Raw genomic sequence first — 15,844 nt, forward strand, 5'->3', positions numbered from 1 at the left:
GGCGCCGCGTGTCCCTCACGGCACGCGGCGCCTCCGGTCCGGCAGGGGGGAGCCGGACCTCGGTGATTTCAGTCGGTGGCGCGTACGGAACGGCGGTACAGCGCGAGGCAGTCCTCGTAGGCCGGCAGGAGCCCTTTGGCGAGCGCCTCCTCCGCGGTGGGCGCGGCCAGGTCGTCGTCGGTCATCACCGGCGCCTTGGTGAGCCCCCATGGCAGGGCGAGAGCCGGGTCGAGTGCGCTGACCGTGTAGGCGGCGCCCTCCGTGTACGGCCGGGAACTGTGGCAGGCGACGACCGTGTCGTCCTCGAGAGCGAGCCAGGCGTGGCCGAGGCCCTCCGGGACGAACACCGCGGACGCGTTGCGGTGGTCGAGCCAGACCGTCTCGTACCGGCCGTAGTCCGGGGACCCGACGCGCAGGTCCACCACGACATGGACGGCGGCACCCCGCACACAGCCGAACAGCCTGGCACGGCTGTCCGGGCCGGTGGTGCCGTGGATGCCGCGCAGCACCCGGCGCCGGGCGACCGACAGATCGCTGTAGCGGATCGCGAAGGGCCGTCCGATCGCTTCCTCGAGGTAGTCCTGGCGGAACGCCTCGTAGCGGACCACGACGTCGTCCTCGACGGCCCGGGGCGCGACCAGGAACACGTCCGGGAGGGCGAGTTCGCTGATCTCCAGGCTGCGCAAGTCCATGCCGACGACGGTAGGCGGCGCAGCTCAAGACCGGCTGGAGCGCTGCGGGCGCCGTCCGCGTCGATGTCTCCAGGCTCTCTCCAGCCGTAGGCGATCGGGGTGCAGGAGGGTCGTGGTCCCGACCCCGCGCGAAGGAGCCCGTCCATGACGATTTCCGCGACCTCAGCGATGCCCTCCACGACGACCGCGGACCTCGCCCTGCGCTTCACCCTGTCCGCGCAGACACACGACAGCGCCATCACGCCCAACGCCGAGTTCCGCCGCTGGTTCACCGCCCAGCGCCGCGCCAAGCGCTACGACGTACGGCGCATCCCGTTCTCCGAGCTCGCCGGATGGCACTTCCAGGACGGCACCGGCAACCTCGTGCACCAGAGCGGACGGTTCTTCTCGGTCGAGGGGCTGCACGTGCGCACGTCCTGGAACGGGCGGGAGAGCAGCTGGACGCAGCCGATCATCAACCAGCCCGAGATCGGCATCCTGGGCATCGTGGTCAAGGAGTTCGACGGGGTCCTGCACTGCCTGATGCAGGCCAAGATGGAGCCGGGCAATCTCGAGACGGTGCAGCTGTCACCGACCGTCCAGGCCACCCGCAGCAACTACACCGGGGTGCACGGAGGTTCGGCGGTCCGCTACCTCGAGCACTTCGTGCCGCCGCGCCGGAACAGCCGGGTGCTGTTCGACTCGCTGCAGTCGGAGCAGGGGGCCTGGTTCCTGCGCAAGCGCAACCGGAACGTGGTCGTGGAGGCGGTCGGCGAGGTACCCGGGCACGAGGACTTCGTGTGGCTGACCCTCGGGCAGCTGTACGGGCTGCTGCACGAGGACAACGTGCTGAACATGGACGCCCGTACGGTGCTGTCGCAGATTCCCTCGTTCGTCGGCGGCGGGCCCTCCGTGCACTCGCTGCAGGAGGTCCTCAACCGGCTCACCGAGGTGAAGTCACGACGCGAACTGGTCCAGCGGTCCATACCGTTGGCGGAGGTCTCCCACTGGCGGCGTACCGACGACGAGATCGCCCACGAGTCCGGACATCACTTCACGCTGCTCGCCGCGGACATCCGAGCCACCAACCGTGAGGTGACCCACTGGTCCCAGCCGCTGCTCGCACCTGCCGAGCAGGGGCTGGCCGCGTTCCTGGTGCGCCGTGTCGCGGGCGTGCCCCATCTGCTGGCGCACGCCAGGTCGGAGGGCGGGGTGCTGAACGTGGCGGAGCTCGCGCCGACGGTGCAGTGCCAGCCGGGCCATGCGCAGTCGCGGCCGGCCGAGGCCCGGCCGCACTATCTGGACCAGGTCCTCGGCGCGCCGCGGGACCGGGTCCTGTTCGACTCGGTGCAGTCCGAGGAGGGCGGCCGCTTCCACCATGCCGACAACCGCTACCTGCTGGTGGAGGTCGACGACGACTTCCCGCTCGACGTGCCGGAGGAGTTCATCTGGGTGACCGAGGAACAACTCGGCGGCCTGCTGCTGCACAGCAACTACGTGAACATCGAGGCGCGTACCCTGATCACCGCCCTGCGCGCGACCGGGGCGGTGCGGGGAGAGCTCGCACTGTAGCCGAACGGCCGGGCGCGCCGGCCATCCGCCGGTCCGCCCGACCATGTCGGCGTCGTCGTCCCGCGCCCTTCGCCTGGGGCGCGTATCGGGTCGTCCCGGCGGGCACGCAGCCGGGGTCCTCGGGCCCCGTACCCCAGACGGGCACCCGCCCCGTAAACGGTGTGTCAGGCCATGGCGAGCCGGTCCACCAGCAGTTCCACCCTGCGCTCGGCGTCCCCCGGCGGCAGCCGTCCTGCCCGGGTCAGGGTGGCCAGCCCGTGCAGGGCCGCCCAGAACACCTCGGTGAACAGCCCCGGGTGGACGCCGTCCCCGGCGACCTCGCCGAGGTTCTCCAGCAGGGCGGCGAAGGCGTCCTTCAGCGGCTCCGGGGTGTCCTCGTTCGCGAACGCCAGGCCGCCGTCGAGCTGGAACATGGCGTCGTAGACCGCCGGGTTGCGTTCGGCGAAGTCGAGGTAGGTGCGGGCCAGGGCGGTGACCCGGGCGCGGGGGCCGTCCGCGGCGGAGGCCGCGGCCCGCAGCGCCGCGGCCATCTCGGCGGCGCCCTCGAGGGCGACGGCGCCGATGATCTCGCGCTTGCCGCGGAAGTGGCTGTAGAGGACGGGCTGGCTGTATTCGATGCGCTCGGCGAGCCGGCGGGTGGTGACCGCGTCCCAGCCCTGCTGCTCGGCGAGTTCGCGGGCCGTCGCCACGATGAGGCTCTCGCGGACCGCCCGTTCGCGCTCCTTGCGTTCCTGTACCGACATGATTCGATCCTAGCACCACTAGACAATCGAGCGGCAGCAGCACTAGCGTTGCCTCATCAGCTAGCGACACTAGATGCCAGGGGGATCATCATGCTCCACGCACTCGAGGTCTTCACCACCGTGATCGTCGGCCTGATGGTGGGGGTGGAGTTCTCCGTCGCCTTCGTCATCAACCCGATCCTCAACGCCCTCCCCGAGGACAGTGGCCAACTCGGCCGCGCCCACGGGGGCCGGATGCTCGGCGCCCTGATGCCGGTCTGGTACATCGGCTCGCTCGTCCTCGTCGCGGTCTGGGCCATCGCCGGATGGCACCACCACGGCGCCGGCATCGTCGTCACCGCCGGCGCGCTGCTGATCCTCAGCGTGATCATGTCGATCCTGCTGCTCGTCCCGATCAACAACCGGGGCAGGACGTGGACCCCCGAGAACCGGCCCGAGGACTGGAAGGAGCAGATGAACCGCTGGGACCGCTTCCACTACGTCCGCGTCGCCGTCATCATCGCCGCCTTCACCCTGCTCGTCGCCGCCCTCGCCTGAGCCCGCAACTGCGATCCCGGCAAACTACGCCCCTCGATGACCCGCACGGCTAGGACTGCGCGACGGCCGCCGGGTCGACTCCCAGCTGCCGGAAGATGTCGCCCATGTCCAGCTGGTCCCAGTGCTCGGCGAGCAGGCCGTCCTCCACCCTCCAGATGTCGATGGACTGGAAGCTCACCGTGCGCCCGGTCGCCGGTATGCCGAGGAACGTGCCCTGGTGGGTCGCGGTGTACTCGAAGCGGCCGGCCACCTTGTCCCCCTCCACGACGAGGTCGTGCATCACGACCTTCATGTCGGGGAAGGCGGCGAACACCCCGACCCAGAAGGCCTGGTTGGCCTCGATGCCGTCGGCCACCACCGGGTTGTGGTCGATGTGGCCGGGCGCCGTGTGCTCCGGCATGGTGCTGACGTCATGGTTGTTGATCATGTCCACGAAGTGCTGGATCAGGGCGTGGTGGTTCTTCGACATGGTGGCCTCTCTCGGCTGGGTCGGAAAAGAACGATCGGTCAGAGCATCGCCACCTGCGGTCGAGCCGCCCTGGAGCAGGCTCCTCGCCGACGGCTCGAGCGGGACTCACGTGGTCCCGGATGGCGCCGGGCGAGCACTTCGTGCTGCCCGCGCCCTGCGCCGGGTCCGCGCCATGGCCCGACGTCCCGCACGCACCGCGCCCCGCGCTCGAAGGCGAGCCCGGGGCGCGGTGCGTACCGGGGCCGGTCAGCGGACGAACTCGGGGAACCTGGCGACCGTCTCGGCCGGCTCGGGCATCGCCGCCATCTCGCGGGCGACACCACGGGCGGCCTCCCGGTGGGCGCCGTCGCCCAACAGGGTGCGCATCTCGGCCTCCACCGCCTCGGCGGACACATCCGGGGCATGCAGCAGCCGGCCCGCCCCGGTCTCACGCACCGCGGCCGCGTTGTCGGGGCCGTCGTCCCCCGGCTGCGGCAGGATCAGCGCGGGCAGCCCCGCGGCCAGGCAGGCCAGCGTGGTGCCCGCGCCGCCGTGGTGGACGACGGCGGTGGCGTAGCGCAGCGCCTCGGCCTGCGGCACCCAGGGAAGCGCGACGACCCGGTCCGGCAGCTCGCCCAGCGCGGCCGGATCCACCACGGGGGTCGAGACGAGGACCCGCACCCCCAGCGGCAGCAGGCCGTCGATCGCGGTGCGCAGCAGCTCCGCGGAGCCGAGCACGGTGCCGAGGCTGAGATAGACCAGCGGGCCCTCGCCCTGGGTGACGCGCGCGGGCAGTTCGCCCGGTTCGGCGAAGGGGACGGACCGCTGCGGGATCCGCTGGACACCCGAGGTCAGGAAGTCCTGGTTCTGCATGGCGGGAGGGCAGATGTCGATGTACGGGTTGCCCAGGGTACGGCTCTGGCCGATCTTGTCGGCCACCCCCAGGTCGCTCGCCGTGGCGTACAGCTCCTGCTGGACCAGCGGGTCCATGGTGTCGTCGTAGGAGACCCGGCCGATGCCGTGGCACACGGCGGGCACGCCCGTCGCCACGGCCGCGAAGGCCGCGCCCGGGTTGAGGATCTCGTACACGACCAGGTCGGGCCGGACGGAGTCGAGGACAGTTGCGAGGTCCGCGGCCACGCTGCGCGGCAGCACCGAGCCGAACGCCTTCACGGCCAGGCCCGCCAGTACCTCGGGCGGCACGTCACTGGCCTGTACGGCACCGCCGTTGGCCTCCAGGAAGGCCTGGCCGCCGGCCGCCTCGATGAACGCTTCGGGGACGGTGAGCCCCGCGGTGACCGGCCGCAGTCCCGCCTTCTCGAGGATCGGGTGGAACGGCTCACTGGTGGCGAACCAGACCTCGTGCCCGGCCTCCTGTGCCGCCTGGGCGAGCGGCACCATGGGGAATATGTGTCCGTAGTTTCCGAGGCTTGCGAAGAGAACCCTCATGTCTCGCACGGCCTTTCTGCCGGTGGCGTGATGACGGATGACGTGATGACGGATGGTGGGTGACGTGGTGACGGCCCACGCGACGGCGTCGCGTGGGGCCGCGGGTCGGCCTGCGGGTTGTCAGCGGGTGGCCGCCGGGGCCGGTTCGACCGTGTCCCGGGCCGGTTCGGCCTTGTCCGGTTCGCCACCGTGCTGCTCCTCCACGCCGGCGGGCCGGTTGGCGAAGAGCATCACGACCGCGCCGAGCGCCATGGCCGCCGCGCCGGCCCACAGGGCGGGCACGAAGCCGTCGACGAAGTTCTGGGCCGAGGCGTAGCCGCCGTTGTGGCTGAAGACGCTGGCGAGCAGGGCCACTCCTAGCGCCGCGCCCAGTTCCTGGGTGGCCGAGGTCGCGCCGGAGGCGATGCCCTGCTCGGAGACGGCGACGGAGCTCATCGTCAGGTTGAGGAGCGGGGCGAAGAAGCAGGCGACGCCCACGCCGCCCAGGAGGAAGCCGGGCAGTTGCTCGACGTAGGACACGTCCGGGCTCATCACCAGCGCCCAGTAGGCGAACCCGGCGGCCATCAGCGCGAGTCCGAAGACCACCACGGGCCGTCCGCCGATCCGGTCCGACATGATGCCCGCGACGGGCGCCACCAGGAGCGGCATCGCCGTCCACGCCAGCATCCGCACGCCTGCCTCCATCGGCGACAGGTGCTGGATGGTCTGCATGAACTGCGTGATGAGGAAGACCACGCCGTACATGCCGACGGACATCAGCAGACCGCCGGCGTTGACGGCGCTGAAGGCCCGGTTGCGGAACATGCCCATGGGCAGCATGGGCGCGCTGCTGCGCCGCTCCCACAGGACGAACACGGCGACCACCACGGCGCCGGCCACCAGCGGGCCCACGACCTGCGGGGCGCCCCAGCCGCCGTGGCCGCCCGCCCGGATCAGGCCGTAGACGAGGCCGAGGATGCCGAGGCTGACCAGGAGTGTGCCCGGCACGTCCAGGCGGTTGTCCGCTCCACGGCTCTCGGCCAGACCGCGCCAGGCGGCCGGGGCGAGCAGCAGGCCCACCGGCACGTTGATCCAGAAGATCCACTGCCAGGACATGTGTTCCACCACGACGCCGCCGACCAGCGGGCCACCGGCGATGGCCAGTCCGTTGAGCGCACCGTAGATGCCGAGGGCGGCGCCGCGTTTCGCGGCGGGCACCGCGTGGGTGAGCAGGGTGAGGGAGAGCGGCATGACGATGGCGGCACCGGCGCCCTGGACCGCGCGGGCGGCGATCAGCTCGCCGCTGCCCGATGCCAGGGCCGCTCCGGCCGATGCCGACGTGAACAGCAGCAGACCGGCGGTGAACACCCTGCGGCGCCCGAACCGGTCGCCGAGGGCGGCACCGAACATCATCAGCACGGCGAACGACAGCGTGTAGGCGTTCACCGTCCATTCCAGGTCCTGCAGGCTGCCTCCGAGCTTCTCCCTGATGGTGGGCAGCGCGGTCACGACCACCAGGTTGTCGAGCCCTGCCATGAAGGCGGTCAGGCCCGTGATCAGCATGGTGGTGACCGGCAACTTCCCCGCCCCGGCCGCATCGCCGCCGGCGGCGGCTTTGTCAGTACTCATTCAGGGATTTCCTTCCCGACTTCACCATGGAGGGGCGACGGTTTCCGTCGCGCGGTCGGTGGCGAAGCGCCGGTCCGATGCGGACGGCGCAAGACATCGCGCCGAGGCTAGGAAGTCGGTCTCAAGCACCGGTCGAGCCGCGGTCCGCGTCGCCCGGGCCGTGGCCGCCTCCAGCGCTTCTCCGTCCGCGCCCGATCGGACGGCAGCAGCATCGGGCCAGCGGAACCCGGGCAGGCCCCCGGGGGGCCCGCACCGCCACAGGCGCCCTCGCGTCCGGGCCGCACCGCATCCATCCGCCCGTCCTGGGAGGCACCCGCATGACAACGGAACCGACCGACCGGCCCCTGGTGGCCGTGCTCGGCGCCACCGGCTTCGTGGGCTCGGCCGTGCTCGCCGCGCTGGCCGGCCGCGAGCTGCGCCTGCGCGCGGTGGCCCGGCGCCCGGCCGCCGTGCCGGACGGCGCCCGCGCGGAGGTCGAGGTGGTCACCGCCGACCTCACCGACCGGGACGCCCTGGTCGCCTCCGTCAAGGACGCGGACGTCGTGATCCACGTGCTGCTGTGCGAGGGCGGTTGGCGGGCCTCGGCCGAACCGGGCGGCGAGCGGGTCAACGTCGGGGTGATGCGCGACCTGCTGGACGTGGCCGCGAACCCCGACCGGCCACCGCTGGTGGTCTACGCGGGAACCACCGGACAGGTCGGCGCCCCGCCGCGGGAGCCGCTCGACGGCAGCGAACCGGACCGGCCGGCCACGGTGTACGACGAGCAGAAGCTGACCGCGGAACGGCTGCTGCTCGCGGCGAGCGAGGCCGGCCTGGTCCGCGGAGTCAGCCTCAGGCTGCCCACGGTGTACGGCGAGGGCACCGTGCCGGGTACCGCGGACCGCGGGGTGGTCGCCGCGATGGCCCGCCGGGCGCTGGCCGGCGAGGAGATCACCCTGTGGCACGACGGCACCGTCCGCCGCGACCTGGTCCACATCGCCGACGTCGCCGCCGCGTTCGCCGCCGCCCTGGACCATCCCGCCGAGCTGGCCGGCCGCGCCTGGCTCCTGGGCACCGGACGCGGCGACGCGCTCGGCGACGTCTTCCGCTCGGTGGCCCGGCAGGCGGCGGCCCGTACCGGTGCCCCCGCCGTCCCGGTCGTCTCGGTGAAGCCGCCGGCGCACGCCCCGGAGACCGACTTCCTGAGCGTGACCGTCGACTCCACCCCGTTCCGCTCGGTGACCGGCTGGCGTCCGCTGGTCTCTCTCGACGAGGGCCTGGAACGCACGGTGGCCGCCCTGAGTCACGCCGTACCGCACGACCACCGCTGAACTCCCGCGCCCGCAGGACCAGAACGACGACAGGAGAAGGAACGCGCATGACCACCTACGTATGGGACTACCTGCCCGAGTACCACAGCGAGCGCGAGGACGTCCTCGACGCCGTCGACAAGGTCTTCTCCTCCGGCACGCTGGTGCTCGGCGACAGCGTCAAGGGCTTCGAGGAGGAGTTCGCCGCGTACCACGGCGTGGAGCACTGCGTCAGTGTCGACAACGGGACCAACGCGCTCAAGCTCGCCCTCCAGGCCCTCGGGGTCGGTCCGGGCGACGAGGTGATCACGGTGTCCAACACCGCGGCGCCCACGGTCGTCGCGATCGACGGCGCCGGTGCCACGCCCGTTTTCGTCGACGTCAACGAGGACGACTTCCTGATGGACGTCGGCCAGGTCGAGGCCGCGATCACGGAGCGCACCAAGGCCCTGCTGCCGGTCCACCTCTACGGCCAGTGCGTGGACCTGGACCCGCTGAAGGCCCTGGCCGACCGGTACGGCCTGGCGCTCCTGGAGGACTGCGCGCAGGCGCACGGCGCCACCCAGCGGGGCAGGCTCGCGGGCACCACCGGCGACGCCGCCGCCTTCTCCTTCTACCCGACGAAGGTGCTCGGCGCGTACGGCGACGGCGGAGCCGTGACCACTTCGCGCCCCGACGTGGAGGCCGAGCTGCGCAAGCTGCGCTACTACGGCATGGAGAAGGTCTACTACACGGTCCAGACGCCGGCCCACAACAGCCGCCTGGACGAGGTGCAGGCCGAGATCCTGCGCCGCAAGCTGACCCGGCTCGACGCCTACGTGGCCGGCCGTCAGGAGGTCGCCCGCCGCTACCAGGAGGCCCTGGGTGACACCGGGTTGGTCCTGCCGAAGGTCAACGAGGGCAACACGCACGTCTATTACGTCTACGTGGTCCGCCACCCCGAGCGCGACCGGATCATCGAGGCTCTCAAGGCCTACGACATCAACCTCAACATCAGCTACCCGTGGCCGGTGCACACCATGACCGGATTCGCCCATCTCGGGTACGAGAAGGGCTCGTTGCCGGTGACGGAGAAGCTGGCGGGTGAGATCTTCTCGCTGCCGATGTACCCGTCGCTGCCGTCCGGCCTGCAGGACAAGGTCATCACCGCCCTGAAGGAGGTGCTGTGATGAAGGTGCGCGAACTGGCCGTCGCCGGAGCACTGGAGTTCACCCCCGACGTCTTCCCCGACCAGCGCGGGCTGTTCCTCTCCCCGTTCCAGGGACCGGCCTGGGCCGAGGCCACCGGGAACACCCGCTTCCCGGTCACCCAGACCAACCACAGCCGCTCCAAGCGCGGTGTGGTGCGCGGCGTGCACTACACGCTGACCCCGCCCGGCTGCGCCAAGTACGTCTACTGCCCCAAGGGTTCGGCCCTGGACGTCGTGGTGGACATCAGGGTCGGCTCGCCCACCTTCGGGAAGTGGGACGTGGTGCTGATGGACCAGAACGACTTCCGGGCCACGTACTTCCCGGTCGGTCTGGGCCATGCGTTCATCGCGCTGGAGGACGACACGGTGATGTCGTACATGGTCACCGCCAGCTATGTGCCCGAGCACGAGCTGGCGATCTCGGTCACCGACCCGGCGCTCGGACTGCCGATCCCCGAGGACGTCACGCCGGTCTACTCCGAGCGGGACACCGTGGCGCCCACGCTGGCCGAGGCCGCGGAGCAGGGCCTGCTGCCGCGCTACGAGGAGAGCATCCGGCTCGAACGGCAGTGGAAGGTGATCTGAGATGAAGGGCATCATCCTCGCCGGCGGCAGCGGCACCCGCCTGCGCCCGCTGACCGGTGCGCTGTCCAAGCAGATCCTGCCGGTCTACGACAAGCCGATGATCTACTACCCGCTCTCCGTGCTGATGCTGGCGGGCATCCGGGACATCCTGCTGATCTCGTCCAAGGACCACTCGGACAGCTTCCGCACCCTCCTCGGCGACGGCTCCCAGCTCGGCCTGAACATCGAGTACGCCGAGCAGGACCAGCCGCGCGGCATCGCCGAAGCGCTGCTCATCGGCGCCGACTTCATCGACGGCGACCAGGTCGCGCTGGTGCTCGGCGACAACATCTTCCACGGGCCACGTTTCTCGGAGCTCCTCGAGGACGCGGTGCGCCGGCTGGACGGCGCGGCACTGTTCGGTTACCAGGTGCGCGACCCGCAGCGCTACGGGATCGGGGAGATCGACGAGCAGGGCCGGCTGCTGTCGCTGGAGGAGAAGCCGCGCCACCCGCGCTCCAACCTCGCGGTGACCGGGCTGTATCTCTACGACAACGACGTGGTCGGGATCGCCAAGAACCTCTCCCCCTCGGCGCGGGGCGAGCTGGAGATCACCGACGTCAACCTGGCCTACCTGGCGCAGGGCCGGGCCCAGCTCACCCCGCTCGGCCGCGGCTTCGCCTGGCTGGACATGGGCACCCACGACTCGCTGCTGCAGGCCGCGCAGTACGTCCAGCTGATCGAGCAGCGGCAGGGCGAGTTCATCGCCTGCGTCGAGGAACTGGCGCTCAACTGCGGCTTCATCACCCCCGAGCAGTGCCTGCGCCTCGGCGAGGCGATGCGGGGCACGGACTACGGCGCCTACGTCACCGAGGTGGCGTCCCGCCGCATCCCGCAGCCGGCCGTCCGCGCCGCCTGACCAGAGCCACCTGCCGACCGAGGAGTCCGCTCCATGCACCCGACCCGACCGGCCGCACCGGCCACGACCCGCATCCTGGTGACCGGCGGCGCCGGCTTCATCGGCTCCCACTACGTCCGTACGCTGCTCGGCCCCGAGGGCCCCGGCGACGTCTCGGTCACCGTCTTGGACAAGCTGACGTACGCGGGCAATCCCGCCAACCTCGACGCGGTACGGGCGCACCCGCGGTTCTCCTTCGTGGAGGGGGACATCTGCTCCCCCGAGCTGGTCGGGAAGCTGATGGCCGAGCACGACCAGGTGGTGCACTTCGCCGCCGAGTCGCACGTCGACCGGTCGATCGACGGCGGCGCCGAGTTCGTGCGCACGAACGTGGTCGGCACGCACACGCTCGTCGACGCGGCGCACCGGGCCGGCGTCGAGGTCTTCGTGCACATCTCCACCGACGAGGTGTACGGCTCGATCGACGAGGGCTCCTGGCCCGAGAGCCACCCGGTGCAGCCCAACTCGCCGTACTCCTCGGCGAAGGCCTCCAGCGACCTGATCGCGCTGTCCTACCACCGCACCCACGGCCTCGACGTCCGGGTGACCCGCTGTTCCAACAATTACGGCCACCACCAGTTCCCCGAGAAGGTCATCCCGCTGTTCGTGACCAACCTCCTCGACGGCAGGAAGGTCCCGCTGTACGGCGACGGCGGAAACGTCCGCGACTGGCTGCACATCGACGACCACGTGCAGGGCATCGAACTGGTCCGCACCCGGGGCCGCGCGGGCGAGATCTACAACATCGGGGGCGGCACCGAACTCTCCAACGAGGAGCTGACCGGCGCGCTGCTCGCGGCATGCGGCGCCACCTGGGAGGGCAGCGTCGAACACGTCGAGGACCGCAAGGGACACGACCGCCGCTACTCCGTCGACTGCACGAAGATCCGCGAGGAGCTGGGCTACGCGCCCCGCAGGAGCTTCGAGGAGGGCCTGGCCGAAACCGTGCGCTGGTACCGGGAGAACCGGAACTGGTGGGAACCGCTCAGGGAGCGGCTGATGGTGGAGCCTCCACTTGGGTGAGAACCCACGCGTCCGTCAGGACCTTCTCCGGTTCACCTACACCTAAGCGTTCCGCGCCCGGGCCGCGTCCGCCGACGCCTCCGGTGCGCTGGATATGACTTCCGGATCGCCGCATCCCTGGAGTTCCGGACCGGCCGCCCTACAGGACGGCTCAGCTCTCGTGGGCACCACCTACGTCCCGCGAACGTCCCCGGCGAGGCGACCTACCTGGTCTCTCGCCGGGGCGTTACCGCTTTGCACGGCGCCCTCGCCGAGGTACTCGCCCCGGCCGCGACGGACACCGACCCGGCCGCCGAGGCGTCTGGTACCTGGCCGGCCTGGACGGCGCCCGGGCGGCGGCGGGGCTCGCCGGCTCCGGCGCGGGGCGACGCTCGCCAACCAGCCGTATCTGGCGCCCGATCCGGCCACCCGGCCGCGTACTCCGGGCCACCGGACCTACGTGGTGCGCACCGGTCTGCCCGACGACGTCCGGGCCGGCACCGAACTCGTCCGTGACAGGGGCCTGGAGCCGCTCGTCCTGGACCGGACCCGGCCGGACATCGGAATGCCGGTGGTCAAGGTGATGGTGCCGGAGCTCAGGCACTTCTGGGCCCGGTACGCGCCGGGCAGGCTCGACGTACCGGTCACGCTCGCACGCCTCTCCAGCCCTACACCGTACGAGCAGCTGAACCCGATCCCACTCTTCATCTGACCGAATGTTTCAGGACAGTTGGACGAGAACCGAGTAGACAAAATGCGCCAGCCGTTGACCGTACTCTGCCTAGAATGACGCCGGTTTCATCTGAACCGGAATTGAGAGACGGGGGCTCGGACGAGTGATGAACGGGGATCCGAACGGACGTGCAGCACATTCCGGCCAGACGTTCACAAAAACCGCCCGCGGTATTCTGTTAGCCGCGCTCGCATGTTATTTGGGCATCACCTTCCTCAACATCCTGTCCCAGCCGCTCGGCCCCTACAATCTGGCCCTCGCCGTCGCCTGCCTGGTGCTGGTGTTCCTGCTGCAACTCGTGCACTCGGCACCCGGCGCCTTTGCGGCACGGCCGCGCACCAAGCTGCTCACCCTGACCGCGCAGGGTGTCCTCTCGTACCTGCCGCTGATCTGGTTCGGCGTGTCCTGGGGCGCGATGGCGGGCTTCTTCGCCGGGTCCGTGCTGCTGCTCCTGCCGCCCAGGGCGGGCTGGACGCTGTACGGACTGACGACGCTCAGCCTGCTCGTCCCCGGCTTCCTGCACGACCTGGCGGTCGTCGACATGCTGTACATGTGCCAGACCACCGCGCTCACCGGTCTCGTGGTGTACGGCCTGAGCCGGCTGACCGGCCTGGTCGACCAGTTGCACCGGGCCCGCACCGACCTCGCCCGACTCGCCGTCAGCAACGAGCAGTTGAGGTTCTCCAGGGACCTGCACGACCTGCTCGGGTACAGCCTCTCCGCGATCACCCTCAAGAACGAGCTGATCCACCGCCTCATCCCGGCCAACCCCCTCAGGGCCCGCGAGGAGGTCGACGAGGTACTCGTCATCTCCCGCCAGGCGCTGGCCGACGTGCGCCGGGTCGCCCGCGGTTACCGGGAGATGTACCTCGACTCCGAACTCCCCTCCGCCGAGTCGGTGCTGGCCGCCGCCAGGGTCTCGGTCACGGTCGAGACCCATGACGCCATCGGGCGGCTGGGACCGGCGACGTCCACCGTGCTGGCCACGGTGCTGCGGGAGGGCGTCACGAACCTGCTGCGGCACTCCAAGGCCTCGTACTGCCGGATCACCGCGCGGGTCGAGGACGGTCTGGTCCGCCTCACGATCGTCAACGACGGTCTGGTGACCGGTCACCATGTCCCCTCGCCGCACAGCGGCAGCGGCCTGGGCAACCTCCAGCGGCGGCTGGAGGACATCGGAGGACGGCTGATCGTGCGGCGCCTGCTCGACGGTTCCGGCGCGGACGTCTTCCGGATCACCGCCGAGGCACCGCTCCAGGCGGCGGAGTCCGGCGAGCCGTGTCCGGGTCAGAGCACGGCCGACAAGGACACGTACGGCCGGGCCGACAATATCGCGTGAGCAACCTTGGCTCGATCTTGGCGTATTGAGGGAAAAACGACGGCGGATGCGCTTGGGCGGCATCCGGCGAATGCAGTCGGCGGGGGAACGGGGAAAAGCGACGATGATACGGATCCTGCTGGCCGAGGACATGCACATGGTCCGCGGCGCACTGGTGGCTCTGCTCGATCTGGAGGAGGACCTGAAGGTGGTCTCCGAGCTCGAACGCGGCGACGAGATCCTGAGCGCGGCGCGCGAACACCGGCCGGACGTGGCCATCATCGACATCGACCTGCCCGGCCTCGACGGCCTCAGCGCGGCCGGGCTCCTGCACGAGCGTCTCCCCGAGTGCCGGGTCCTGATCCTCACCAGCCTGGGCCGCCCCGGCACCCTGCGCCGGGCGATGTCCGCGCACGTCTCGGGCTTCCTGCTCAAGGACGCCCCGCCCGGCGACCTCGCCCAGGCCGTGCGCCGCGTCGCCGCCGGCCAGCGGGTGGTCGACCCCCAACTGGCCCTGGCCGCCTGGGGCGGCGCGGAGAGCCCGCTGACCATCCGCGAGACCGAGGTGCTGCAACTGGCCGCGCAGGGCACGGAACCGCAGGAAATCGCCGCACACCTCCGGCTCTCCGTGGGCACGGTACGCAACTACCTCACCACCACCGTGACCAAGCTCAACGCGCGTAACCGGGTCGACGCGATCCGCATCGCCCGCGACTCGGGCTGGCTGCTGTGACCGGCCCCGCCGCCTCCTGGCCGCACGCCCCGCGGCGGCACGGTCAGGCCGCGGCCACCGTCAGCCCGGCCCCCGCCAGATAGCCGAGGATCTCCAGGGTCAACTCGGAGGGCAGCGGAAGCACGTCGACCATCGCCTCCGGCGTCATGGGCCAGGCCAGCAGCGACACCACCCACATCGCCTCCGGGCGGTGGATCTCCACCCGGTGCCCCAGGGTGTGGCACTGCACCAGGAAGGTGTCCCCTCGCACGGTGATCGTCGCGGTGGGCCGCAGCCGCACCCTGCGCCACGCCGGCAGCCGGACGGTGGCGAAGCGGGCGCTGCGGCCCACCGGCACCACGGAGAGCACCGGCCCCCTGAGATCGTCCAGGGACAGCGTCCTGATCACCACGTGGGAGATTCCGCGGAGCACCGACAGGACCACCGTGAAGGTCTCGTGCCCGGGGACCGTCCGGCCCTCCGACGGCGGCAGGTTGGCGAGCAGCACGGGACCGAGCTCCATCCGGCGCAGCGCCTCGGCCACCGCGGGACCGGGGTCCTCGACCCGCTCCGTGCCCTGCGGACCGCTGAGCACCAGCGTCCGCCCTTCCTCGTCCCAGCCGACCACCGTGTCCTCGCGCAGGGACCACAGGTGGTGGATGCGCAGGGCGGCGTCTTCCGCGTGGGGAGTCACGGTCAACCACCTCCTCGGAAGCGGCGGGACCGGCGGAGGTGCGGCCCCGCCCACCGGCCCGCTCGCGTCCTTGAGTATGGAACCGCGTACGGCGGTCCCGGCAGCGAACGGATCACACCGAAAACATGAGGAAATCACGGGTCATCACCGCACCCGCCCGAGATGTGCTCCGGCTCCCGCGACCCAGTCCTTCTCGAGACGCCGGCTCCGGCCGCCTCGCCCTCCCGCCCGGTGTGACCGGATGTCTTGAGCGCAAGCCCCATCCTTTAGGGCGGGGTTGGCTCATCCTCGTGCCGGAGCCGCGAAGCGGCGGAGTTCGCTGCGTTGTCAGTGGCCCGCGCTAGCGTGATCACATCA

General features: G+C 70.9%; 15 protein-coding genes and 1 pseudogene. 10 read left to right on the plus strand and 6 right to left on the minus strand.

Annotated features, from left to right (window positions below):
- Positions 1 to 68 precede the first annotated feature (68 nt).
- Positions 69 to 692 (minus strand): dTDP-4-dehydrorhamnose 3,5-epimerase family protein, encoded by a 624-nt coding sequence (locus ACWEN3_RS23855; protein ID WP_452974470.1) that lies wholly within the window; start codon positions 690 to 692, stop codon positions 69 to 71.
- 144 nt (positions 693 to 836) lie between these two features.
- Between ACWEN3_RS23855 and ACWEN3_RS23860 the strand changes: the two genes are divergently transcribed.
- Positions 837 to 2,243, plus strand: a complete 1,407-nt coding sequence (locus tag ACWEN3_RS23860; protein ID WP_452974473.1) for an NDP-hexose 2,3-dehydratase family protein — start codon at positions 837 to 839, stop codon at positions 2,241 to 2,243.
- Between the two features lie 164 nt (positions 2,244 to 2,407).
- On the opposite strand, the gene ACWEN3_RS23865 is transcribed toward ACWEN3_RS23860, so the two are convergent.
- Positions 2,408 to 2,986, minus strand: coding sequence for a TetR/AcrR family transcriptional regulator (locus tag ACWEN3_RS23865; protein WP_452974476.1), 579 nt, complete (start codon positions 2,984 to 2,986; stop codon positions 2,408 to 2,410).
- A 90-nt stretch (positions 2,987 to 3,076) separates the two neighbouring features.
- Here ACWEN3_RS23865 and ACWEN3_RS23870 point away from each other — a divergent pair, with 90 nt between their 5' ends.
- Complete coding sequence (locus ACWEN3_RS23870) at positions 3,077 to 3,523, plus strand: anthrone oxygenase family protein (RefSeq protein WP_452974479.1); 447 nt, start codon at positions 3,077 to 3,079, stop codon at positions 3,521 to 3,523.
- A gap of 49 nt (positions 3,524 to 3,572) precedes the next feature.
- Here the strand turns inward: ACWEN3_RS23870 and ACWEN3_RS23875 are convergent, their stop codons facing one another.
- The 3 genes from ACWEN3_RS23875 to ACWEN3_RS23885 form a co-directional block, all read right to left on the minus strand.
- Complete coding sequence (locus ACWEN3_RS23875; protein ID WP_452974482.1) at positions 3,573 to 3,992, minus strand: ester cyclase; 420 nt, start codon at positions 3,990 to 3,992, stop codon at positions 3,573 to 3,575.
- 246 nt (positions 3,993 to 4,238) lie between these two features.
- The gene (locus ACWEN3_RS23880) at positions 4,239 to 5,420 is read right to left on the minus strand and encodes a glycosyltransferase (protein WP_452974485.1); all 1,182 of its coding nucleotides are present in this window, start codon (positions 5,418 to 5,420) and stop codon (positions 4,239 to 4,241) included.
- Between the two features lie 120 nt (positions 5,421 to 5,540).
- Positions 5,541 to 7,028: an MFS transporter gene (locus tag ACWEN3_RS23885; protein ID WP_452974488.1), complete on the minus strand. Its 1,488-nt coding sequence runs from the start codon at positions 7,026 to 7,028 to the stop codon at positions 5,541 to 5,543.
- 317 nt (positions 7,029 to 7,345) lie between these two features.
- On the opposite strand from ACWEN3_RS23885, the gene ACWEN3_RS23890 reads away from it, so the two are divergent.
- The 8 genes and pseudogenes from ACWEN3_RS23890 (at position 7,346) to ACWEN3_RS23925 (ending at position 14,814) form a co-directional block, all read left to right on the plus strand.
- Positions 7,346 to 8,338, plus strand: coding sequence for an NAD-dependent epimerase/dehydratase family protein (locus tag ACWEN3_RS23890; protein WP_452974491.1), 993 nt, complete (start codon positions 7,346 to 7,348; stop codon positions 8,336 to 8,338).
- A gap of 47 nt (positions 8,339 to 8,385) precedes the next feature.
- Positions 8,386 to 9,486 (plus strand): DegT/DnrJ/EryC1/StrS family aminotransferase, encoded by a 1,101-nt coding sequence (locus tag ACWEN3_RS23895; RefSeq protein WP_452974493.1) that lies wholly within the window; start codon positions 8,386 to 8,388, stop codon positions 9,484 to 9,486.
- Positions 9,486 to 10,091, plus strand: coding sequence for a dTDP-4-dehydrorhamnose 3,5-epimerase family protein (locus ACWEN3_RS23900; protein ID WP_452974496.1), 606 nt, complete (start codon positions 9,486 to 9,488; stop codon positions 10,089 to 10,091). Before ACWEN3_RS23895 ends, ACWEN3_RS23900 begins: the two co-directional genes overlap by 1 nt.
- 1 nt (position 10,092) lies before the next feature.
- Complete coding sequence (gene rfbA, locus ACWEN3_RS23905) at positions 10,093 to 10,989, plus strand: glucose-1-phosphate thymidylyltransferase RfbA (RefSeq protein WP_452974498.1); 897 nt, start codon at positions 10,093 to 10,095, stop codon at positions 10,987 to 10,989.
- A 33-nt stretch (positions 10,990 to 11,022) separates the two neighbouring features.
- Positions 11,023 to 12,051, plus strand: coding sequence for a dTDP-glucose 4,6-dehydratase (gene rfbB, locus ACWEN3_RS23910; RefSeq protein WP_452974500.1), 1,029 nt, complete (start codon positions 11,023 to 11,025; stop codon positions 12,049 to 12,051).
- Positions 12,052 to 12,409: 358 nt separating this feature from the next.
- Positions 12,410 to 12,742, plus strand: a pseudogene (locus ACWEN3_RS23915) (YcaO-like family protein); the annotation flags it as partial.
- A 220-nt stretch (positions 12,743 to 12,962) separates the two neighbouring features.
- Positions 12,963 to 14,102, plus strand: coding sequence for a sensor histidine kinase (locus ACWEN3_RS23920; protein ID WP_452974502.1), 1,140 nt, complete (start codon positions 12,963 to 12,965; stop codon positions 14,100 to 14,102).
- A gap of 103 nt (positions 14,103 to 14,205) precedes the next feature.
- Positions 14,206 to 14,814 carry a response regulator transcription factor gene (locus ACWEN3_RS23925; RefSeq protein ID WP_452974504.1) on the plus strand — a complete coding sequence of 203 codons (609 nt, stop codon included), beginning with the start codon at positions 14,206 to 14,208 and terminating at the stop codon, positions 14,812 to 14,814.
- Between the two features lie 43 nt (positions 14,815 to 14,857).
- Here the strand turns inward: ACWEN3_RS23925 and ACWEN3_RS23930 are convergent, their stop codons facing one another.
- Complete coding sequence (locus ACWEN3_RS23930) at positions 14,858 to 15,487, minus strand: NADH oxidase (protein WP_452974507.1); 630 nt, start codon at positions 15,485 to 15,487, stop codon at positions 14,858 to 14,860.
- Positions 15,488 to 15,844: the final 357 nt, after the last annotated feature.

Source organism: Streptomyces sp. NPDC004561 (assembly GCF_053602155.1).